This window comes from Bacillus sp. 3G2, assembly GCF_044324725.1.
Taxonomy (GTDB): domain Bacteria; phylum Bacillota; class Bacilli; order Bacillales; family Bacillaceae_G; genus Bacillus_A; species Bacillus_A mobilis.
The window spans coordinates 767,582-788,646 of record NZ_CP172246.1 but is presented as its reverse complement, the minus strand read 5'-3'; the positions used below and the strand labels follow the sequence as shown (position 1 = coordinate 788,646).

At 35.0% G+C, this 21,065-nt stretch carries 26 protein-coding genes and 2 riboswitches; of the genes, 8 read left to right on the top strand and 18 right to left on the bottom strand.

The features are described from left to right. Nucleotides 1-12: 12 nt before the first annotated feature. The 6 genes from ACHZK0_RS04010 (at nucleotide 13) to ACHZK0_RS03985 (ending at nucleotide 3,383) form a co-directional block, all read left to right on the top strand. Nucleotides 13-1,122: a GerAB/ArcD/ProY family transporter gene (locus ACHZK0_RS04010; RefSeq protein ID WP_375810965.1), complete on the top strand. Its 1,110-nt coding sequence runs from the start codon at nucleotides 13-15 to the stop codon at nucleotides 1,120-1,122. A 45-nt stretch (nucleotides 1,123-1,167) separates the two neighbouring features. Next, complete coding sequence (locus ACHZK0_RS04005) at nucleotides 1,168-1,677, top strand: PCYCGC domain-containing protein (protein WP_078417724.1); 510 nt, start codon at nucleotides 1,168-1,170, stop codon at nucleotides 1,675-1,677. Nucleotides 1,678-1,797: 120 nt separating this feature from the next. Beyond that, nucleotides 1,798-2,046 (top strand): YhdB family protein, encoded by a 249-nt coding sequence (locus ACHZK0_RS04000; RefSeq protein WP_048562501.1) that lies wholly within the window; start codon nucleotides 1,798-1,800, stop codon nucleotides 2,044-2,046. A 164-nt stretch (nucleotides 2,047-2,210) separates the two neighbouring features. Continuing rightward, on the top strand, nucleotides 2,211-2,630 hold the full coding sequence (locus ACHZK0_RS03995) for a disulfide oxidoreductase (RefSeq protein ID WP_000532264.1): 420 nt from the start codon (nucleotides 2,211-2,213) through the stop codon (nucleotides 2,628-2,630). Nucleotides 2,631-2,642: 12 nt separating this feature from the next. Further along, nucleotides 2,643-3,095 carry a thioredoxin family protein gene (locus tag ACHZK0_RS03990; protein ID WP_097818492.1) on the top strand — a complete coding sequence of 151 codons (453 nt, stop codon included), beginning with the start codon at nucleotides 2,643-2,645 and terminating at the stop codon, nucleotides 3,093-3,095. 72 nt (nucleotides 3,096-3,167) lie between these two features. Beyond that, nucleotides 3,168-3,383 (top strand): DUF1540 domain-containing protein, encoded by a 216-nt coding sequence (locus ACHZK0_RS03985; protein ID WP_098273367.1) that lies wholly within the window; start codon nucleotides 3,168-3,170, stop codon nucleotides 3,381-3,383. A 34-nt stretch (nucleotides 3,384-3,417) separates the two neighbouring features. Here the strand turns inward: ACHZK0_RS03985 and ACHZK0_RS03980 are convergent, their stop codons facing one another. The 3 genes from ACHZK0_RS03980 to ACHZK0_RS03970 form a co-directional block, all read right to left on the bottom strand. Then, nucleotides 3,418-3,669 (bottom strand): hypothetical protein, encoded by a 252-nt coding sequence (locus tag ACHZK0_RS03980; protein WP_088062008.1) that lies wholly within the window; start codon nucleotides 3,667-3,669, stop codon nucleotides 3,418-3,420. Nucleotides 3,670-3,773: 104 nt separating this feature from the next. Next, nucleotides 3,774-4,535 carry a L,D-transpeptidase gene (locus ACHZK0_RS03975; protein WP_262740906.1) on the bottom strand — a complete coding sequence of 254 codons (762 nt, stop codon included), beginning with the start codon at nucleotides 4,533-4,535 and terminating at the stop codon, nucleotides 3,774-3,776. A gap of 68 nt (nucleotides 4,536-4,603) precedes the next feature. After that, entirely contained in the window at nucleotides 4,604-5,470 is an 867-nt protein-coding gene (locus tag ACHZK0_RS03970; RefSeq protein WP_270340817.1) for an SDR family oxidoreductase, read from the bottom strand. 201 nt (nucleotides 5,471-5,671) lie between these two features. Here ACHZK0_RS03970 and ACHZK0_RS03965 point away from each other — a divergent pair, with 201 nt between their 5' ends. Then, on the top strand, nucleotides 5,672-6,973 hold the full coding sequence (locus tag ACHZK0_RS03965) for an NCS2 family permease (RefSeq protein WP_061679163.1): 1,302 nt from the start codon (nucleotides 5,672-5,674) through the stop codon (nucleotides 6,971-6,973). 60 nt (nucleotides 6,974-7,033) lie between these two features. On the opposite strand, the gene ACHZK0_RS03960 is transcribed toward ACHZK0_RS03965, so the two are convergent. The 7 genes from ACHZK0_RS03960 to ACHZK0_RS03930 form a co-directional block, all read right to left on the bottom strand. Next, the gene (locus tag ACHZK0_RS03960) at nucleotides 7,034-7,306 is read right to left on the bottom strand and encodes a sugar ABC transporter ATPase (protein ID WP_395761171.1); all 273 of its coding nucleotides are present in this window, start codon (nucleotides 7,304-7,306) and stop codon (nucleotides 7,034-7,036) included. Nucleotides 7,307-7,408: 102 nt separating this feature from the next. Beyond that, entirely contained in the window at nucleotides 7,409-8,059 is a 651-nt protein-coding gene (locus tag ACHZK0_RS03955) for an ABC transporter ATP-binding protein (protein WP_270340819.1), read from the bottom strand. After that, on the bottom strand, nucleotides 8,060-9,292 hold the full coding sequence (locus tag ACHZK0_RS03950; protein WP_395761170.1) for an ABC transporter permease: 1,233 nt from the start codon (nucleotides 9,290-9,292) through the stop codon (nucleotides 8,060-8,062). It abuts the gene before it with no gap. Between the two features lie 9 nt (nucleotides 9,293-9,301). Continuing rightward, nucleotides 9,302-10,375 (bottom strand): ABC transporter permease, encoded by a 1,074-nt coding sequence (locus ACHZK0_RS03945; protein ID WP_395761169.1) that lies wholly within the window; start codon nucleotides 10,373-10,375, stop codon nucleotides 9,302-9,304. Between the two features lie 87 nt (nucleotides 10,376-10,462). After that, a complete protein-coding gene (locus ACHZK0_RS03940) occupies nucleotides 10,463-10,858 on the bottom strand; it encodes a hypothetical protein (protein ID WP_141434947.1) in 396 nt (131 codons plus the stop codon). A 195-nt stretch (nucleotides 10,859-11,053) separates the two neighbouring features. Continuing rightward, nucleotides 11,054-11,908, bottom strand: coding sequence for a patatin-like phospholipase family protein (locus ACHZK0_RS03935; protein WP_063263456.1), 855 nt, complete (start codon nucleotides 11,906-11,908; stop codon nucleotides 11,054-11,056). 128 nt (nucleotides 11,909-12,036) lie between these two features. Then, entirely contained in the window at nucleotides 12,037-12,486 is a 450-nt protein-coding gene (locus ACHZK0_RS03930) for a MarR family transcriptional regulator (protein ID WP_395761691.1), read from the bottom strand. Nucleotides 12,487-12,635: 149 nt separating this feature from the next. Here ACHZK0_RS03930 and ACHZK0_RS03925 point away from each other — a divergent pair, with 149 nt between their 5' ends. Continuing rightward, the gene (locus tag ACHZK0_RS03925; protein ID WP_395761168.1) at nucleotides 12,636-13,817 is read left to right on the top strand and encodes an MFS transporter; all 1,182 of its coding nucleotides are present in this window, start codon (nucleotides 12,636-12,638) and stop codon (nucleotides 13,815-13,817) included. Between the two features lie 22 nt (nucleotides 13,818-13,839). Here ACHZK0_RS03925 and kdpDN read toward each other — a convergent pair whose 3' ends face one another. From kdpDN to ACHZK0_RS03885, 8 genes are all read right to left on the bottom strand, one after another. Continuing rightward, nucleotides 13,840-14,994, bottom strand: a complete 1,155-nt coding sequence (kdpDN, locus tag ACHZK0_RS03920) for a KdpD-like non-kinase potassium sensor (RefSeq protein ID WP_395761167.1) — start codon at nucleotides 14,992-14,994, stop codon at nucleotides 13,840-13,842. Nucleotides 14,995-15,050: 56 nt separating this feature from the next. Then, on the bottom strand, nucleotides 15,051-15,632 hold the full coding sequence (gene kdpC, locus ACHZK0_RS03915) for a K(+)-transporting ATPase subunit C (RefSeq protein ID WP_270607034.1): 582 nt from the start codon (nucleotides 15,630-15,632) through the stop codon (nucleotides 15,051-15,053). Nucleotides 15,633-15,648: 16 nt separating this feature from the next. Then, the gene (gene kdpB, locus ACHZK0_RS03910) at nucleotides 15,649-17,739 is read right to left on the bottom strand and encodes a potassium-transporting ATPase subunit KdpB (RefSeq protein ID WP_262740929.1); all 2,091 of its coding nucleotides are present in this window, start codon (nucleotides 17,737-17,739) and stop codon (nucleotides 15,649-15,651) included. A 13-nt stretch (nucleotides 17,740-17,752) separates the two neighbouring features. After that, nucleotides 17,753-19,420: a potassium-transporting ATPase subunit KdpA gene (kdpA, locus tag ACHZK0_RS03905; protein ID WP_395761166.1), complete on the bottom strand. Its 1,668-nt coding sequence runs from the start codon at nucleotides 19,418-19,420 to the stop codon at nucleotides 17,753-17,755. Nucleotides 19,421-19,439: 19 nt separating this feature from the next. After that, nucleotides 19,440-19,520 carry a K(+)-transporting ATPase subunit F gene (kdpF, locus tag ACHZK0_RS03900; RefSeq protein ID WP_000150657.1) on the bottom strand — a complete coding sequence of 27 codons (81 nt, stop codon included), beginning with the start codon at nucleotides 19,518-19,520 and terminating at the stop codon, nucleotides 19,440-19,442. Next, nucleotides 19,517-19,621 (bottom strand): signal peptide protein, encoded by a 105-nt coding sequence (locus ACHZK0_RS03895; protein WP_395761165.1) that lies wholly within the window; start codon nucleotides 19,619-19,621, stop codon nucleotides 19,517-19,519. The genes kdpF and ACHZK0_RS03895 overlap by 4 nt, the downstream gene beginning before the upstream one ends. A gap of 96 nt (nucleotides 19,622-19,717) precedes the next feature. Then, nucleotides 19,718-19,863: riboswitch (cyclic di-AMP (ydaO/yuaA leader) on the bottom strand. A gap of 261 nt (nucleotides 19,864-20,124) precedes the next feature. Next, on the bottom strand, nucleotides 20,125-20,355 hold the full coding sequence (locus ACHZK0_RS03890; RefSeq protein WP_262740920.1) for a hypothetical protein: 231 nt from the start codon (nucleotides 20,353-20,355) through the stop codon (nucleotides 20,125-20,127). A gap of 16 nt (nucleotides 20,356-20,371) precedes the next feature. After that, nucleotides 20,372-20,758 carry a hypothetical protein gene (locus tag ACHZK0_RS03885; RefSeq protein ID WP_262740921.1) on the bottom strand — a complete coding sequence of 129 codons (387 nt, stop codon included), beginning with the start codon at nucleotides 20,756-20,758 and terminating at the stop codon, nucleotides 20,372-20,374. Nucleotides 20,759-20,851: 93 nt separating this feature from the next. Beyond that, nucleotides 20,852-20,999, bottom strand: a riboswitch (cyclic di-AMP (ydaO/yuaA leader). Between the last annotated feature and the right edge of the window lie 66 nt (nucleotides 21,000-21,065).

Below are 21,065 nucleotides of genomic sequence, written 5' to 3'. Positions count from 1 at the left end.
TGAGGTGCTATCATGACTGGACAAGATAAAACACATACTGTTTCCCCTTATTTCACATTCCTTCTATTACACTCCCTTCAAATTGGGGTAGGTGTGCTAGGATACCAAAGGATTATTGCGCAATATGCTGGGTATGATTCTTGGATTTCCCTTATTGTTGCGGGCATTGCAACTCATATCGTTTTATTTTGCATGCTTAAAATGTTAGAAAAAGATAATGATTTGATGAATATTCATACGACATGTTTCGGAAAATGGATTGGAACATTTTTTTCCGTATGCTTTGCTGCATACCTTCTATTATTTTGTCTTACTGTTCTTCGTACATATATTGAAGTTATTCAAGTGTGGGTCTTTCCTACAATTAAGCCATGGAAATTAACGTTATTATTTTTACTTGTGGCTTATTACGTAATTAGAGGTGGCTTTCGCTCTGTAACAGGAATATGTTTTTGGGGCGTTATCATACCGATTTTCGTCCTATTTTTCTTAGTTTTCCCAATGAAATATGCACATGTCCGTAACATTTTTCCAATTCTAACTCATTCACCTTTAGACATTTTAACTGCAGCGAAAGCATCTGCATTAGAGTTTCTCGGGTTTGAAGCAATCCTTATTTTTTATCCATTTATAAAAAAAGAAAAATCGATAAATAAATGGGCACATGGTGGTATTGCTTTTACAACGATTCTATACGTAATACTAGCCATCGTTTCCCTTATGTACTATAGCCAAGGGCAACTACATCATACAATTTGGCCAACATTAACGATGCTAAAAATCATAAAGGTTCCTTTCATCCAAAGGTTTGAGTACATCATTATTTTCCTATGGTATCTTATCATTTTACCTAATCTTTGTTTAACCATTTGGTCCTCATGTTGCATTAGTAAAAAATCGTTTCACATACCGTTTAAAATCACACTACCATTATTTATCGCAGCCATATTTATTTCATCCTTATTTTTCACAAACCGTGAAAGTATTAATACATTAAATACGGTGCTATCTCAAGCTGGTTTATATATTGTATACGCCTATATCCCAATTCTATTTCTATTTCATTCACTACGATGGCGCTTCAAAAATCAGTCGAAAAAATCTTCAACCGATACACCATAATCTCTGATACAATTTGATTAATATATTTGTAAAGGGGACAAGCGTATGAAGAAATATGTATTTTCTTTACTTGCAGTACTGAGTTTAATTCTTGCTGGTTGCGGAGCTACTAGTACAAACGAAAAAAAATCATCTGAATCAAAAGAAGAGCATGACCACGCATCGCATACTCAGCAAGCTGACATTCAAGAAAAAACAAAAGGAGTCGACACACTTCCTACCTTCTTAGACAAGCTTGATCCACAAATGAAAGATATCTACACTGTCGCTGGGCAAAATGCAGAGCTATTAGATTGGATTCCATGTTACTGCGGTTGCGGTGAAAGTGTAGGACATAAAAATAATAAAAATTGCTTTATTCGTGAAATTAAAAAGAGTGGTGAAGTTGTTTGGGATTCCCACGCAACGACTTGTGTCAATTGCCTAGAAATCGCTGTTGAATCTGCTTCCATGAAACAAAAAGGAAAATCAACGCTGGAAATTCGCAACTATATTGACAATAAGTATAAAGAAGGATATGGAAAACCAACACCTACGCCAATGCCAAAAGCTTAAAAACGAGGATACACCTCGTTTTTTCTTTTCATTCACTTTTTTTCTTAACAAATTCTTTCAAGTGTATTTCTCCTTACTTGTCACACACTATATATAACTCCTCAGTAAGGAGGGTACACAGTGCAAACATATAACGACTATGACAAAGCTCTCTATTACACGTATAGCTGTAATTGGGATAAATTACTCGTTCTTATGGTTCAAACGAACGATCAACTATTTTCTAAGCGTATTGAACATTTTTTACACGCTTATCAATACAGTAAAGAACTACCAGAAGTTGATAAACAATTGCAGCTCCTATTTCAATATATTGACCATGCATCCCAGAAGTCACATATAGAAGAAGTAGAACAAATTCAAATGTAAAATATAGCGCTATTCTCTTCAGGAGAATGGCGCTTTTTTAAATATTGATATCAATAAAAGTTTCCTCTTATAAAACTTTTATTGATAAACATATTTTTTCTTTCTTTTCTGTACCACTTCATACTATAATTTAGTATGTAACTATTATAAGAGAGGTATAAAATATGGGACGAGAAAAAAAGCAAGAATATGCTTTACTTACCGCATGGGGAGCTTCTTTTATCGCTACACTAGGCAGTCTTTATTTTTCCGAAATCATGAAATTTGAACCTTGTGTACTTTGTTGGTATCAACGTATTTTTATGTATCCATTCGTTTTATGGCTTGGTATCGCTGTAGCAAAGAAAGATTATCGCATTGCAAGTTACTCTTTACCAATTGCAAGTATTGGTGCTTGTATTTCTTTATATCACTATGCAATTCAAAAAGTCCCAGCATTTTCAGCAGCTGGAGCAGCTTGCGGCCGTGTACCCTGCACCGGAGAATTTATAAACTGGTTTGGTTTTATTACAATCCCGTTTTTAGCACTTATCGGCTTTATTACAATCGCTGTATGTAGTTTTATTGTAATAAAAAACAAATAAGGAGATGAAACAATGAAAAAAATGCTTATATTTGGTGGTATTATTATCGCCCTGTTTGCAGCCATTTTCGCTGTCACACAAATGGAAGAAAAAAATGCTACTAGCCAAAAAATTGATAATGCTACTGATAGTAAAACAAATGGCCCTGACTACTATACAAATAAAATCTCTCTTTCAGATCTTCAAAAGAATTTAAAAGAGAAAAAAGAAGAAACAGTATACTTTTATCAAACATCTTGCGTTCATTGTCAAAAACTATCTCCTGTCGTAGTACCAATGGCTAAAGACTTGAACGTTGATATGAAAGTTATGGATATTGAAAAAATAGATGCTCCTTGGGATGACTATAAAATTAAAGGAACTCCAACAATCATTCACTTTAAAGATGGCAAAGAAGTAAGCCGTATTAGTGGTGAACAACCGAAAGACAAATTACAAGAATGGCTTGAGCAAACGAAAAAATAACGAGAAAAGGAAACTCCTTCTACACATGAAATGGGCGTAAAATCCCAAACTAATGTATAAGGAGGGGGTTTTATGCCAGAAGTAAAATGCTCTGTTTCCAATTGTTCATTTTGGGGACAAGGTAACTTTTGTCAAGCAAGTGCAATCGTTGTTCAACCAGATGCACAAGAATCTGGATCAAATGCAAATGATTCGTATACAGGCGCGGTTTTAACAAACGAGACGCTAGAAAGTTCTGTAACAACGAGTGTAGAAACTTGTTGTCATACATTTAAACCGAAATATTAAACATAAAAAGCATACGATTAACCGTATGCTTTTTTTACATTCCTCTCCAAAAATCATGCATTATAAAAAAGTACAAAATAACGAGAACAACTGTCCCACATAAGGTAATGCGCCGATATATACTCTTCTCTCCTTCTCTTGCTTTTACAAATGCCCAAATAAATCCGAAGAACAATATTAAATCAAAATATGGAACATAAAAAGAAAAGACGAGAAAAGCATACAAATACACGATAAATAAACAGGTCGTTACTAAGAAAACTTTAAAAGCAAATTCACTTTTCATAATGTAACCGCCCCCTATCTGTACTGTATTATATTCAGCAAAATACAATAGTTGCAGTTAAACTCAAAGTAGAAATAAGCTACCGTCCTATAATACGGTAGCCATTACGGAATATTATATTTCCGTTTATATATATTACTTAAAGTCGAAGGAGGAATTTGCTCATAACGAATTTTTTCTCCTGTTTCATCCATAATATACAAATTGTTTCCTATATAATATATTCCATCTTTTCGTTTTGAATACACTGTATATCTTTCGTTTGGCAATACCGTTTTCACTTTCGTTAACTGCCCATTTGGTTCTTGCCAATATATATCGGCGCGGTCTACTAACGTAAGCACGCCAATTTGCTCTTCTTCTACTTTACGACCATTCCAGCTTACAACACGGTAACCAAGCTTATTTGCTTCATATTCAGGACTCGTATGAAAACGAGAAATGATTACTTTTGTTTGTAATTGGACTCGGTCATATAACCACTGTATATCCCTGTCATGCATGCGAATACAGCCATTCGATTCTCGGCTTCCAATCGTCCATTCCCGATTTGTTCCATGAATTGCATATTCATTCTTATCTAGTCCAAGCCATCTCGTACCAAGAGGATTATTCGGTGCACCTCCAGCTATTTTTTTCCGATGGTATTCTTTATTTTTAAATTTAGTTATAATACAAAAATTACCTTCAGGCGTGGGTGTACGGTCTCTTCCAGTTGTTACGGGGAATGACTTTGTATAATTTCCATTTTCAAAAAAAGATAATTGGTTTGTCGTAAGATTCACTAATATTAAATGATCTGTATCAGCAAAAGCACTAACCGGTAGGATGAAAAATAATAGTATGACGAAACATAATTTTTTCATCTATCTCCCTCCCCTAGCGCTCACTATAATAAGTGGAATTTACTTTACTTTGCTCTTATCAATGAAAACTATCCATTTACAATAACGCCTCCATTTACATGTATCATTTGCCCGGTAACATAGGATGAATCCCCAGACGCTAAGTATACGTATGCTGGCGCTAATTCATATGGTTGACCAGGTCTTTGCATCGGAACATTGCTCCCGAACTGAGAAACTTTCTTCTCATCAAAACTCGATGGGATAAGTGGTGTCCAAATCGGTCCAGGCGCAACACCATTTACACGAATCCCTTTTTGCACTAACGACTGAGAAAGTGATCTTGTAAAAGCTACGATTGCTCCTTTCGTTGCGGAATAATCAATTAACGTTTCATTTCCTTCATATGCAACGATAGATGCCGTATTTATAATGACATCCCCTTGCTTTAAATGAGAAAGTGCTGCTTTCGTAATGTGAAAATAAGAAAAAATATTAATGCGAAACGTCTTTTCTAGCTGTTCTGCTGTAATATACTCTAATCCTTGCTGTGGATATTGTTGTGCGACATTATTTACTAAAACATGTAAACTGCCTAGCTGCCGAACGGTCTCTTCTACAATATCTTTACAATGTTGTTCACTACTTAAATCACCCGGTAACAGCACACACTTTACACCTTCTTGTTCTACACGTTGCTTCGTCTCATTGGCATCTTCTTCCTCATCTAAATACGCAATCGCGATATTTGCCCCCTCTTTTGCAAAAGCGATGGAAACAGCTCTTCCAATCCCACTGTCTCCTCCTGTAATTAATATATTTTTTCCTTTTAACTTTTCACTTCCTTTATAATTTGGATCTTCAAACTGCGGAAGTGGATTCATTAATGATTCAATACCAGGTTGTTTATTTTGATGTTGCGCAGGCATTGTTACAAAGTTTTTTTGCTGTGGCATAGCTTCTTTCAACTCCTTTTCCTTATAATGCGCACAATAAAAACTGAAATTCACACATCGGTTTACGATTAATATTCGAATTTAAGACACAAAATATGAATTGTTATAAACTTTTTATGCAAAACTATTGCAAAATAGTTAAAAAACGAATATTATATATAACTGTTGTGAAAATTATTCGTAAACAGAAAGGATGTTTATATGTTTAACCTTTCAAAACATAAAACTTCTATTAAAACTGAAATTATGGCAGGTATTATTACCTTCTTAACAATGGCATATATCATTGTCGTAAACCCTGTCATCCTTGGGGATGCGGGAGTTCCATTTGAACAAGCATTTACAGCAACAATTATTGCTGCTGTTGTCGGAACATTATTTATGGCGATCTTTACAAACTTACCAATCGCAATTGCACCAGGTATGGGATTAAATGCTTACTTCTCTTACTCTGTTGTAAAAGCTCATGAAGGCATGACTTTCGCAATTGCATTCTCTGCTGTATTCGTAGCAGGTATGATTTTAATTTTGTTATCATTTACATCTTTCCGTACAAAATTAATGGAAGTAATTCCTGAAAACTTAAAACACGCACTGACTGCTGGTATCGGTCTTTTTATTGCCTTTATCGGTTTACGTTTAACAGGTATCGTTACAAAAAATGATGCAAACTTAGTTGGACTTGGTGATCTTCACTCTGCTCCAGTACTACTAGCATTAGCTGGACTTGGAATTACAATTGTTCTTATGTCTTTAAATGTAAATGGCGCACTATTTATCGGAATGCTATTAACTGGTATTATTGCTTACTTCACAGGACAATTAACATTCTCAAACGGCGTTACATCAATGCCTGGATTACCAGAAGGAATCATCGTTTCAAATCCAATTACTGCTGTATCTGATGTAATTAACTACGGATTATACGGCGTTGTATTTTCATTCTTCCTTGTTACATTATTCGATACAACGGGTACCTTACTTGGCGTAGCTCAGCAAGGTGGATTTATGAAAGATGGAAAGCTTCCAAAAGCTGGACGAGCTCTTCTATCTGACTCATTCTCAGCAACAATTGGTTCTATGTTCGGAACAACACCATCAACAGCTTACATCGAATCATCTGCTGGTGTTGCAGCTGGTGGTCGTACTGGTTTAACAACTGTTACAGTAGCTGTTCTATTCGCACTAGCAGCATTCTTCGGACCATTAGTAAGTGCCGTTTCTGGTGTATCAGCTATTACCGCACCATCATTAATTATCGTTGGTAGTCTTATGATGGGTTCAGTTCGCCACATCGATTGGGACGCATTTGATGAAGCATTCCCAGCATTCTTAGTAATCTTAAGCATGCCACTTACATCAAGTATCTCAACGGGTATCGCACTTGGATTTATTTCATACCCACTTATGAAAATGGCAAAAGGACAATTCCGTGCTGTTCACCCGCTTGTGTATTTATTCGGAATCTTGTTCGCCTATCAATTAGTTTTCTTACCACATTAAAATCCCTCATAAAGAGGGATTTTTTTATACATAAAAAATAGAGCATCGAATTTCGATGCTCTATTTTCCTTTTGCAACAATCACACGAACTACTTTCAATGCAAGAAGTAAAAGACCGTTCACTATCGCTGCAATCCCTAAAAATACCGCTATTATCAGCTCTCCCATTCCATTATTCAATACAAACATAACAGAAGAAATGAAAGCCAAAATAAACAATATTAACGTTGGTATATATTTAATAACAGGCTTCTTATATGATTTTTTTGAAAGAAGAAACGTAATTACTAATGTCATAATGATCACAAAATATACTACAAATAAGAAAATCATACGAAAGCCTCCACTATTCTGAAACTATGAAAAAGATAAAAGAAGTTAAAGTTGATTAATATTTTTCATTCACCTGTACCTCTTCACATACTTTTATCCATATTATACCACACATCCATCAAGCAAACGTATTGTCCGCTGGCAGTATGCAGCTACCTTTTGATCATGTGTAACAACTAGTACCGTTTTTCCTTGGTTATTAATTTCTTTTAAAATACTCATAATTTTTTCTCCGTTTTCTTGATCGAGAGCACCAGTCGGTTCATCAGCAAGTATAATTTTTGTGTCTTGTGCTAAAGCCCTTGCTATCGCTGTTCTTTGCTGTTCTCCACCTGATAACTCGTAAGGATATTTGTTAATATGCCTCTCAATCCCTACCATTTCCAGCATTTCTGTTGATATTTGTATACGTTTCTTATGAGAAATTTTTCTATATATAAGCGGGAGCATTACATTTTCAATAATTGTATAATCATCTAGTAGCGAAAAGTTCTGAAACACAAATCCAACTTCCTTATTTCTATACTTATGATAGTTTGCCTTTAATGTACTCGTATCCATGCCATCTAAAAAATACTTTCCAGTAGAGGGGCTATCAATTAAGCCAATAATGTTAAGCAAGGTTGATTTCCCTGAGCCAGATGGTCCCATAATGGCTATCATTTCGCCTTTTTCTATTGTAAGGTTAATATCTTTTAAAGCACTAAAATTACTCTTTCCGTATCCCTTAGCCACATTTGCCAGCTGAATCATTTATAACACCTCTTTCATATATGTATTTTTTATTTTTAGTACATTGAAATAAATGATTGCATATATAACGAGGATCATTACAATTGATAGAGCACCTATAACAATCAATGATTCTATAGAGACTGTTAACGTTCCAAAGAAAGATACTACACTATTTTCTAGCCCTTTCTGAATTTCAATTACTCCGCTATTCTCCCATTGGAAATACATAATTCCTATACATATAGATAAAATGAATAACAACATATACTCAATAACAAACGGAAGACATAGTTGAAAAGTACTTGCTCCTAATGCTGATTTAATAGAAATATTTTTACGTTCCATATAAAGCGTGGCCATTGATGTTAATAAAATAGATAGAAATGAAAAAGATAAGACTGTACCACTTAATAATAAGGGATATGACATATTATCAATGCCTTGCTTTTCATTTTCTAACAATTTATCCGGATTTGTAACATAATACGAATACCCCTTACCTTCTGTTACCTTTAATACTTTCTTTTGAAATTCATTTATATTTATCTTCTCATTTGTTTCTATAATTAACCCATTGTATAAAAGTTCTACACTATAGAACTCTATTTCTTCTGTTCCAATTGGTAAAATCGCCATGTCATCTAATAACGTAATACGATTATCCAATATTTCACCGCTCCGTGGATATGTAAATGCTGAATTTTTTTCTAAAAAGCCAATTACTTTTAACTTCATTTTTCCAGATGGTATGATATCACCAATAGATGCCTTTCCTTTATAATTAGCCCCTAATATAACAGGTCTAATATCAAATACTGATTTATGAAATTCCAATTCCTCAAAATATCTTCCTTGTGAAATTCGTATATGAAAGTATTTATTAATATCTTTATCAACAATAAGAGTCTTTATCGTTCCATTTTCTTTTTTTACACTAAGTGAATAGTTACGGAACAAATAATTAGTTTTATTTGTTATTGGTATCGTATTAGATAATCCTTGAATGAATTGTTGATAATCATTTTTCGCTTTTTCTTCGCTAAATAATGTTATATCTTGCGTCGCATAAAGTTCATAGAAATTTTTATGAGTCGATAAATTATTTGCTACTGTCATCATTTTTCGATATCCCGACAGATTACTAATAAATTCGATAGCTGAAGAAAATGCAATGATTAAAGAAATTACTATAATCAAACTTGGTAACAACCGTTTTTTCACAGGCCGTATAGAATCAAATATAAAAAACATGAAGACCTCCTACGTTCTTAAATGTTTTCCGGGATATATATTTATAATGTGCTTGATTGGAATTACAGTAACAAAAATTGTAAGAAAAATTATAAAAACAACATTGCATATCAATACATATAGTGTTAATGGTTTTACTAAGTATGTCTGAAAATAGGTATGAATTGCTCCCGAAAATATTTCTAAAGTAATAAAAACTAAGAACATCGCTGCTAGAGAAATAAACAAAATTTGAATATATAGTTCGCAGTAAATAGATATATTAGAAGCACCTACTGCTTTTTTTAATGAAATCTCTCTTTCTTTTTTATAAATCCAAAATAAAACCGCAGAAATGCCAGAAACAATTGCAACAAGAATGAATTTATAATAATACTTATTTGCTGGATCTATATGTGTCACATGTAGTTCCTGAAGATCTCGTTCATTCAGTATTTGAACATCTCCCGAAAGCACTTCTTTACTCCTATCCATAAACTTTTTTATTTCGTTATGAATAGACGCTGTAGGATTAACAACTGTTAATTGTAATTGTTTACTCGCGATAATACCCTTTTTAGATATAGTAGGTAAGTTTTGAAGTGGAACGTATATGCCGGCTACACCGACGTCACTGTCTTTTCTCGATATAGTTCCTATTTTTTTATATGTATCATCAAATTCATATAACTCTTCTACATTCGTTTGATCGCCAACAACCATATCGTTTACATTTTCACGATGAAAATATTGTCCTTCAGAAATATACGGCTTCCAATAATAATCATCTTTTAGGTTCACAGCTATGATCTTTGTTGCCCCTGAACTATTTAATGCTTTTAAATGCTCTACGTAAATATCACTTGTAACAAAAGTATCTTGTATGAAAGGAATTATCTCTTCCAATTCAGTTGCATTCGCTATCGGAACAGTTAAAGTTTGATTCTTCTCTGGAAAACCGATTTGAAAAGCAGATATAAAGTTTCGTTTAGATTCTGTTAAAAGCGCGGCTACTGATATAGAAAGAAAAGAAATAAAAAATGCCATAAGAAGAATGACTGAAAACAGTTTGTTGTTTTTTATATTTTTAAAAGCTAAATACATGTCTCTGCTCCTTTTAGATAAGAAGGAGATGATAAATATCCCCTTCTCCTTATCCAAATATTTATAAAGACAACTGTTTAATGCTTTTTACCACTGTAATCGTAAGTTACCATTACTATCAAAAGTACCTTTGTGTGTATCTTCTTGATAGTCATTATTCTCATTAGCATAATGCTCAGAGTATAGCCCTTTTGCACCAAAGGCGTTATATGCACCATTACTCACAGTTGCGTTTAATGATCTTCCAGATTCATGGGATCCTAATTTGTCCGAAGCGCTTTCAATATATGAATTATTTCCATTTGATTTAATAAAAGAAATTGCTACTGAACAACGAGATGCATTTTGATTCGTAGTAGTTTGAGCTCTGTAAGATAGTAGGTTACCGCTTTTGTGACCGCTTAGAGTTGGATAGAATGCACTTGTTGAGATTGATGTTGCTAATATTACTAAAGTCGTAATTGAAAAAACTTTTCCTTTCATTAACAATCACCTCATAAATCTAATAGTTTAGTAGCGCTACATCATCATAATATCCTTCAAATAAATTCTCCTCAATAAGAAACCCGATGTTTTACAAACTCTTTAAACACTTAAACATTAATACATTTTTAAAAAGTAACGTATAAGTAGCAATATAAAAAGGCTGCGGAGAAACTCTTCTCCACAGCCTAATCATTATTTTTGTAAAAACGACTGTAAATCTGCAAACTGTCTCTTTGCATCTTCATAGCCTTGCTCATATAAATTTTGTAGTTTTGCCGTATCTTTTTCCATACGATCTACTTGAAGTTGTACTTCTGGACGAATAACAAATAAGTTCCCAGCTTGCTCTTCTTTTTCAATGTAGTGAAGTGTTTCATTATATACTTCATAACGATTCAACATCGTATTAACAAGGTTGGGATATTTTTTATAAGCTTTCGCTGCCACCCATCCAAACTTTGATTTTTTCTTAGCATAACCATGATTTCTCGTTAAAATAACGACTGATTTTTTAAATCCATCTTCCTGTGCTTTACGAACTGGAATCGGATCAGAAATTCCTCCATCTAATAACTGCTTACCACGGTAATTTACTACAGGTGCAATGAAAGGTAATGAACTAGATGCTTGTAATAAATTTAGCGCATCATCATTTGTTCCCTCTTTTTCAAAATAAACAGACTGTCCTGTTTCACAATCTGTTGTGCCTACAAGGAAACGCTCTGGACTATTAAAGTATGTTTCGAAATCAAACGGCACATGCTTTTCTGGAATTTCATGAAAAATGAACTCCATATCAAACAACTGGCGTTTTCTCCATAAATTTTTATACGATAAATATTGTGGATGTGATGCATAATCAATATTTACTGTTTTATTTCTATTTCTTTGTCTGGAAAGATACGACGCTGCATGACAAGCACCAGCTGATACACCGATTACATATGGAAAATATAAATCTTGTTCCATAAAATATTCCAATATCCCGCCTGTATATACACCACGCATACCGCCGCCTTCTAATACTAATCCCGTATTTTCAAGCATGTTATTCTCTCCTCTTTATATATTGACTCTTTAATTATTCACTATGTTAAGTATCTGTTTCTATTATATATGAGTTTTTTTAGAAATTATATTCAAAAGGCTTGAAATAAAGGAGTTTTTTCTTCCAATTATATTTCCAAATGTTCGGAGACATCCTTTATAAACCTTTGAATAAAATCTTGCTCCTCTTTCGTATATCTATCTAACAATAACAGCCACTTTTCTTCAGCTTGTTTATGCAATTTTTCATGAGCTTTATATATTTCATTTCCACTTTCCGTTAAGCGAAAGAAAATTTCTTTTTGATTATCTAACATTTGCATCTTCTCAACGAATTTCTTTTGAAACAACTTTGTACAAATTTTAGAGATTGCCCCCTTCGTCATTCCCATTTCTGTTGTAATAGCAGTTACATTCATCAAGCCATTTTTCCCGATACACTCGATAACATGTAATTCAGATAAAGACATACCACTTATACCCGTCTCATGAAGAAACTTCTCATTTTGCCCTTTCAAATGTTCTTCTTTTTTATGCAAAAGTGTACGAATGTCCGAAAGTATTTCCATTTGTTTCATTGTACGTTCCAATCCGTTCGCCCCCTAAGTTTCCAAAGAAACAATTTAACTATATACCATTTTAAAATCATTTTTTCATATTTACAAGTGAGAAAATCATGTTAAAATAAATTTAGTTTCCAAGGAAACTAAAAAAGGAGGTTAACATAATGAAAAAATCTAAACTAAATTTCATTTTATATGTTGTCTGTATTAGTGCCTTACTCGGTTCCTTTGCTCAAAATATTTACACACCTATCTTGCCCATGATTCAAGGTTCTTTTCACACTTCTCTTTATCTTGTAAATTTAACAGTCTCCCTTTTCACATTTGTTCTTGCGATTATGCAGCTCATATATGGGCCTTTAATTGATACAAAAGGAAGAAAATCTGTCCTTATTCCTAGTTTAATCATTAGTACAATCGGTTCAATCGGATGTGCTTTTTCGCCGAACGTTTATTTATTTCTATTTTTTAGAGCTGTTCAAGCTATAGGAATAGCAGCTATACCTATAGTTGCAGCAACGATTATCGGCGATTTATTTGAAGGAAAAGAACGAGGAGAAGCAATGAGCCTTTATCAAATGTTACTTGCTCTCGCACCTGCAATTGGCCCTCTCATTGGTGGTTATCTCGGCAGTATAAATGGCCACGTATCCGTATTTCTCTTTTTATCTATACTTGCCATTCTTTTATTAATTATAAACATTTCACTACTTCCAGAAACAAAACCAACTGTAATTAAGCAACCGCACTCAAAAAAAAATTACTGGTTTATCTTAAAAAACAAAACTGGATTTTCTATTACTCTTATTGGCTTTATTCAATTTTGTATTTACTTTTGTTTCCTCGTTTTTTTACCGAACATTTTAACAAATTTATTTCACTTAACTACAAGTGAAATTGGTCTTATGTTTGTACCGATGTCCCTTTCTATTATGTTAGGAAGTTATTGCTTCAAGCTTTTGCAAAAGCGTCTCACAACAAAGCAAGCTTTATTCATTACTAGTTTCTTCAATATTATATGTGTCACTTTATTCTCTTTCACATATAACATCAATATCCCATTCATCATTATCGTTACATTTTTGTACGGTTTTAGTATGGGCCTTTCTATGCCAACTCACACTACCTTATTAACAGAAGAATTCGTACAAGAACGCGCAACTGCTATCGGTATGTACAACTTTATTCGCTATCTCGGTATGGGCACAGGGCCACTTGTAGGTGGATTGCTTTTATTTAATCAAAGTTACTTTTGGATTTTCTTCCTAGGTGCAATTATGTTTCTACTCATAATCTTATATGCGATGAAAATGCTACGTTTTCATGTTGTACAAAAAACAAAATAGAGACCTACAAATGGTCTCTATTTTAAACTCTTTGATCCGCAACGATATGAATATCGATATACTTCGTTTGCCTCATAATTTCATTTACGATTGAACCTTTTCGAATTTCTTCCCACCTTGTTCTTGCCGATTGTCCGAGTAAAATTTGCGTTACTTGTAGTTTTTTCGCGACTTCAATAATAACATCAGCCGGCTTTCTACCGTTTGCTTCTTCTAATACAAAACTTGCATCAAATTGATTCGTTAGCGACTTCCACTCTTCAATTGTTTGCTTTTTCCCCGCTGAAAGAGAATCTATATTTTCCCTTTCAACATTTAATACATACAATTCAGCGTTTAGCCGATCAGCCATGCGCCATCCCCGTCTTATTAATTTTTCCGCTGTTGAACTGTATTGTACACAAACGAGAATTTTTTCTTTCACGCCAATCGGTTCTATAACGGTTTGGCTAATTTTCTCGTCCATATCATCTGCCACTTCACGAAGCGATAATTCTCTGAGTGCCCCTAAATTATTGAGCGTAAAGAAATTTTGTAAGCTTTGCTCTATTTTTTCTTCTTTATATATCTTCCCATCTATTAATCTCTTCCTTAATACTTCCGGCGTTGCATCAACGAGCTGAATTTCATTTGCTTTTTGTAAAATGAAATCTGGAATACGTTCTCGCACTTTGACATTTGTAATTTGGGCTACAATGTCATGTACGCTTTCTAAATGTTGAATATTAAACGCTGATAAGACGGATATACCGGCATCTAGCAATTCCTGTACATCCATATAACGTTTCTTATTTTTAGAACCAGGAATATTACTATGCGCAAGTTCATCCACAACAACGACTTGCGGTGCACGTTTTATAATTCCTTCCACATCAAGTTCATAAAATACTTTCCCTTTATACTCTATTTCTTTTAAAGGAACTTTTTCTAAATCAGCAATTGCTTCTTCTGTCTCTTTTCTTCCGTGCGTTTCAATTAAACCAATTACAATATCCGTACCATCCTTTTTCATCTCTCTAGCATCAAAGAGCATTTTATAACTTTTCCCTACTCCTGGAGCCGCTCCTACATATAGCTTTAACTTCCCCCGATTTTGCTGGCGAATATATTCTAAATACTCTTCCGGTGTTCGCCTTTGAAAAGTGGGTTTATAGTCATCCGCATACAAAACACTCACAACCTTTCTTTCGAAACAACGCTACCTCAATCCGTTAGATTGAGGTAGCATTGTTACTATTTCAGTAGTTTCTGTAATTCTAAATTTAACTTTAAGACGTTCACGCGATCTTCTCCAAATAAACCAAGTGCTGCACCTTCTGTTTGATCTTTAATCAACTGATCTAGCGTTTCTTTCGGAATATTCGTTAATTTAGCGATACGATCCACCTGTACAGCAGCTGCCTGTGGACTAATGTCAGGATCTAGCCCTGAACCTGAATTCGTCACTAAATCGATCGGCACTTCTGTAACTGGAACAGCCCCGTTTTGTTTCTTCCACTCTTCAATACTTTTCTCTACTCGTTTCGCCAAATCTGGATTAGACGGTGCATAGTTATTAGACCCTGATGCTTCTGCTTTATATTCAATACTAGAAACACGCCCCTGAAAATAACGTGGATCTGTGAAATTTTGACCAATTAATTTAGAACCAATTACTTCATTTTTATCATTATATATTAGACTTCCATCCGCATTATCCTTCATTACTGCTTGTGCAATACCGGTAACAATAAGCGGGTATACAAGGCCGCACAGCACTAAAAATGTAAAAGTAATACGGATGATTGGTGATAGTATATTTTGTTTCTTCGCCATCTTTTTCCCCTCTCCCTTATATAAACAAGCCGACAATTATATCAATTACTTTAATTCCAATGAACGGTACAATAACCCCACCAAGCCCATAAATAAGTAGGTTTCGGCCAAGTAGTGCGTTCGAACTCATCGGTTTATATGCGATACCTTTCATCGCCAATGGAATGAGTAATGGAATAATAACTGCATTAAATATTAATGCTGATAAAATCGCTGACAGTGGTGATGTTAATTTCATAATGTTTAATGCTTCCATTTGCGGAATCGCAAGTGTAAACATTGCTGGAATGATTGCAAAATATTTTGCAATATCGTTCGCAATACTAAACGTCGTTAACGCACCACGCGTCATTAACAATTGCTTACCGATTCCTACAACCTCAATAATTTTTGTCGGGTTCGAATCTAAATCAATCATATTCGCTGCTTCTTTCGCAGCTGTCGTCCCACTATTCATTGCTAATCCAACGTCAGCCTGCGCTAGTGCCGGAGCATCATTTGTACCATCACCTGTCATCGCTACAAGTTTCCCTTTATCTTGCTCTGCTTTAATAACCGCAATTTTATCTTCTGGTTTACACTCAGCAACAAATTCATCTACCCCTGCTTCTTTTGCAATGGTTGCTGCTGTTAATGGGTTATCACCCGTACACATAACCGTTTTAATCCCCATTTGACGCAATTGTTCAAAACGCTCACGCATACCTGGCTTTACTGTATCCTTTAAATAAATTAAACCGTAAACACGATTATCTACAGCAACGACAAGGGGTGTTCCGCCCTCTTTGGAAATGGAATCTGCTTTTTGATTTACATCTTTCGGAATCGTTCCGCCTTGTGACCTAACCCATTCAATAACAGCACCAACAGCACCTTTTCTCACTTTCGTTCCATCCTGTAAATCGACACCACTCATTCTCGTTTCTGCTTTAAATGGAACAAATTCACCTTGTTCTGCAAGTGCTCTATCATATGATAGAGCTTTCGTTTTTACATATTCGATAACAGATCGGCCTTCTGGTGTTTCATCTAAAACAGAACTAATCGCAGCCCATTTTCCAACTTGCTCAATCGTTTCATTACCTACAGGAAGCAGTGTATGTGCCATCCGGTTCCCGAAAGTAATCGTACCTGTTTTATCTAAAATAATTGTATTAATATCACCCGCAGCTTCTACCGCTTTCCCTGACATTGCTAATACATTGAACTTTGTCACTCGGTCCATCCCAGCAATACCAATCGCTGATAATAACCCACCAATTGTCGTTGGAATTAAACAAACTAACAACGCAACAAGTACAGCTGTATCAATTTGGAATCCTAAATAGTTTGTAAAAATCGGTAACGTCACAACAACGATTAAGAAAATAAGAGTTAAGCTCGTTAATACTGTATTTAAAGCAATCTCATTCGGCGTTTTTTGACGAGCAGCCCCTTCTACTAACGAAATCATTTTATCGATAAATGATTCACCTGGATTACTTGTAATGACAATCGTAATTTCATCACTGACGACCATCGTACCACCTGTTACGGAACAAAAATCACCGCCCGCTTCTTTTATAACAGGAGCGGATTCCCCTGTAATCGCAGATTCATCAACAGACGCTAGTCCTTTTATGACTTCCCCATCACTTGGAATCATTTCTCCTTGTTTTACAATAACAACGTCACCTTTTCTCAGATCAGTTGCTGAAACTTGAACAATATCTCCATTTTCTTTTACAACATTTGCAAACACATCTTTCTTCGATTGTTTTAAAGAATCGGCTTGCGCTTTCCCCCGTCCTTCCGCTAACGCCTCTGCAAAGTTAGCAAATAAAACTGTAAATAAGAGAATGAGAGAAACTGTTATATTAAACCATCCTGGTACACTACTAGAATGACTTGGAAGAAAAGATAAAATAAACGTAATGATAAATCCAATTTCTACAACAAACATAATCGGATTCTTTATCATGACTTTCGGATTCAATTTCGCAAAGGATTGCTTCATCGCGTGTTTCACGATATCACGATCCATCGTTTTTGCTTGTCTAACTTCATCTTCTACAGCATGTATTTGTGACTCATTTACTCTTTTTTCTTTTACTACTACCGGTCTCATCATTTACCCTCCATTACTTCAATGTAAGAAATTCTGCAATTGGGCCAAGTACTAACATCGGGAAAAATGTTAATGCACCGACAATTACAATCGTTCCGATAAAAATACCACCAAATAAACTATTATCCGTACGGAATGTCCCGACTGTTTCTGGTACTACCGTCTTTTCTTTCAATGAAGCTGCAACAGCTAGCATCGTAATTAAACTGAAATAGCGGCCTAAAAACATAACTAAACCAGTTGTAATATTCCAAAACGGTGTATTATCCGCTAATCCTTCAAATCCAGATCCATTATTCGCAGCTGACGATGTATATTCATATACCACTTGCGTCAAACCGTGGAAACCGGAATGAGAAATAGCATCCGTTCCTAAATTTGTTGAAAGAGCTAATGCTGAAAATCCTAAAATAAGCAGTGGATGAAATAGTATTGTTACCGCAATTAATTTCATTTCCTTCCCTTCAATTTTCTTACCTAAAAACTCTGGTGTCCGTCCAACCATCAATCCAGATATAAAGACTGCGATAATCGCATACATAATAATGTTCACAAAGCCTGCTCCAACGCCGCCGTATACTGTATTTAACATCATATTTACGAGTGGTACTAATCCGCCAATTGGTGTTAACGTATCATGCATCGTATTAACGGCTCCGGTTTCAGCAGCTGTCGTTACTGTCGCATAAAGGGAAGAAAATACTGTTCCAAATCGTACTTCTTTTCCTTCCGTACTTCCTTGTACATGCTGGATACCCATTTGATTCAATACTGGGTTTCCATGTAATTCAGATGTCGTAATCGTTATAAATCCTAGTAAGAAAACCATGAACAATGATACGAAAAGGATACGTCCTTGCTTTTTATTACCTACCATTCGTCCGTACGTAAATGGAAGTGCTGTTGGCAGTAACATCATAAGCATCATTTGCAAAATATTACTCATTTGTCCTGGATTCTCGAATGGGTGCGTAGAGTTCGCTCCGAAAAATCCACCGCCGTTATTTCCAAGTTCTTTAATGGAAACGAATGATGCAACAGGCCCGCGTAATATACTTTGCTTTGCCCCATCAATCGTTTGTGCTGTAACTGCACCTTCTAACGTTTGTGGTACACCAAGTGCGACAAAGATTAGTGCCGCGATAAATGCGATAGGAAGAAATACTCTCGTTAAAGCTCTCGTAAAATCAACGAAAAAGTTACCGAGTTCTTTTCCAGCAAGCCCTCTTATAAATGCCATAACGAGCGCTAACGTCGTTGCCGGTGCTGCAAACATTAAAAATGTAATTCCGATTAATTGTGATAAATAAGATAAACCATTTTCACCGCTATAATGCTGTAAGTTTGTATCAGCCATAAAACTAATTGCTGTATTAAAAGCGAGCGTAGGCTCCATTCCTTCAATGTGTGCTGGATTTAATGGCAATACTCCTTGTAGCCTGAAAATGAAATATACGACAACAATCATAAATCCATTTAATAAAACTAATGACAATGCGTACTGTTTCCACGTCTGATTGTATTCTTTTACACCCGTAATTTTAAAAATAAGTTTTTCAAAAGGCCCGAATACTTTATCTAGCTTTTTACTCCCTTGAAAGGCTTTTTCTAAATAAATTCCCGTTGGCTTTGCCACAAGAATAAACAACAGCATTGTAATAACAACTGCGACCCAGATCATAATGAATGACTCCCCCTAATTAAAACTTTTCCGGATTTAATAATGCATACACTAAGTACACCGTAATTGCTCCAACAATAACCGATAAGGCAATCGTCATGATTGCTTCCCTTCTTTCAAAACTTTATCTGACCAACTCGCAAGACTTGCCATCGATGCGACTAACACAACAAAAATCCCGATCATTACAACATCTAACATAGATATCCCTCTCTTTTTTGTAAAAATTTACCATTAAGTTATCAAAAAAAGAACACTAAGCTCTACTTAGTGTTCGAAATGAACAACACAAAGTAAACCTCCTCTCTAAACGCTTACGAGGTTAGCTGTCGGATTCGGGCCTAAAGAGTAGCCCTACTTTCAAAACTGAAAGATTCACCCCAAGTGACGATGCACAAAATTGGTTCCCCCGCTCCATTTCTGGAACTCAGCGATTTTAGGTTTTTTTGGAAATTTTATGAATGATTTATGAGAGTAAATATACTCCTCTATATTTAACTTGTAAAGAGGCAAATTACTGAAAATAAGAAAATATCCATCTATTTAAACGCTTACATTGAGTATTATTAATATTCTTTCATCTGTTTTCTCGTCTTTTCTTTCCTTTTCACAGAAATAGCCTTTTAAATACGAAATAAAAAGAGCGAATGACATGAAGTGCATAGCTTGTTGCACTTCGCATTCGCTCTTTTTTCACTCACTATTTATTCCCCTCGTAAAAAAGCACGTAAATTTCTCCCGCGAATATAAACTTGTGACAATTCTGCATGTAGTTGCTCATATTCGATAACATCTGTTTTTAAATATAAAGCGTCTTTTGTTGGCAATATAATATAGGGCCTTGGAAAAATAGGATCGAGCACCACCAATTCTTGAACTCGCTCTACCGATACCGCCCAACGATTCGCTATATCTCCTAATAACAACACTTTCATCTTCTTTTCCCCCGCCCTATTCAAAAAATAAAAAAGAAATATTATCACAATTCGTAAACACGACAAATGTAGCTCCCATTACTTCATAGAGCCTCGCTGGATATCGTTTATTCCTTGTAACAACAGTAATAGGTGCTTGAAAAGAAAAGCGAATGTGTTCTGTGAAGAAGCTAACGATTGGAAGCTCATCACCTAGTAAAATCACCTTTTTAATACACTCACAAATACTAGTAAAATCCTGCTCCTTACTACAACTATACGTCCAATCAAATCCACAATCCCTAACTTCATCCGCTATTTCTTCATTTGCTGTAAAGATGATTAACTCATGTTGAAATGCTACTAAATCTCTTAAACTATTTACCTTGCTTTCTTCTCCAACACAAATAAGTGTTAGTTCCATGTACCTCATCCTCCTTAGCATAAAGGAACTCAAACATAGATTGATATTCCCCTATACTAATCAGATCGATGAAGTGATGTATCCATTCTGACACCGCCCTCTCTCAAGACGCTTACGAAGTTAGCTGTCGGATTCGGACTTTGAGAGTAGCCCTACTTTCAAAATTGAAAGATTCACCCCTAGTGACACTGCACAAATTGGTTCCTCCGCTCCTTATATTTGGACTCAGCGTATTACAAAAAATATATTCTGGCTGATATATTACTCCTGTATTTGGAAAAAGTAAACAGAAAAAAAGCCAGTTAGC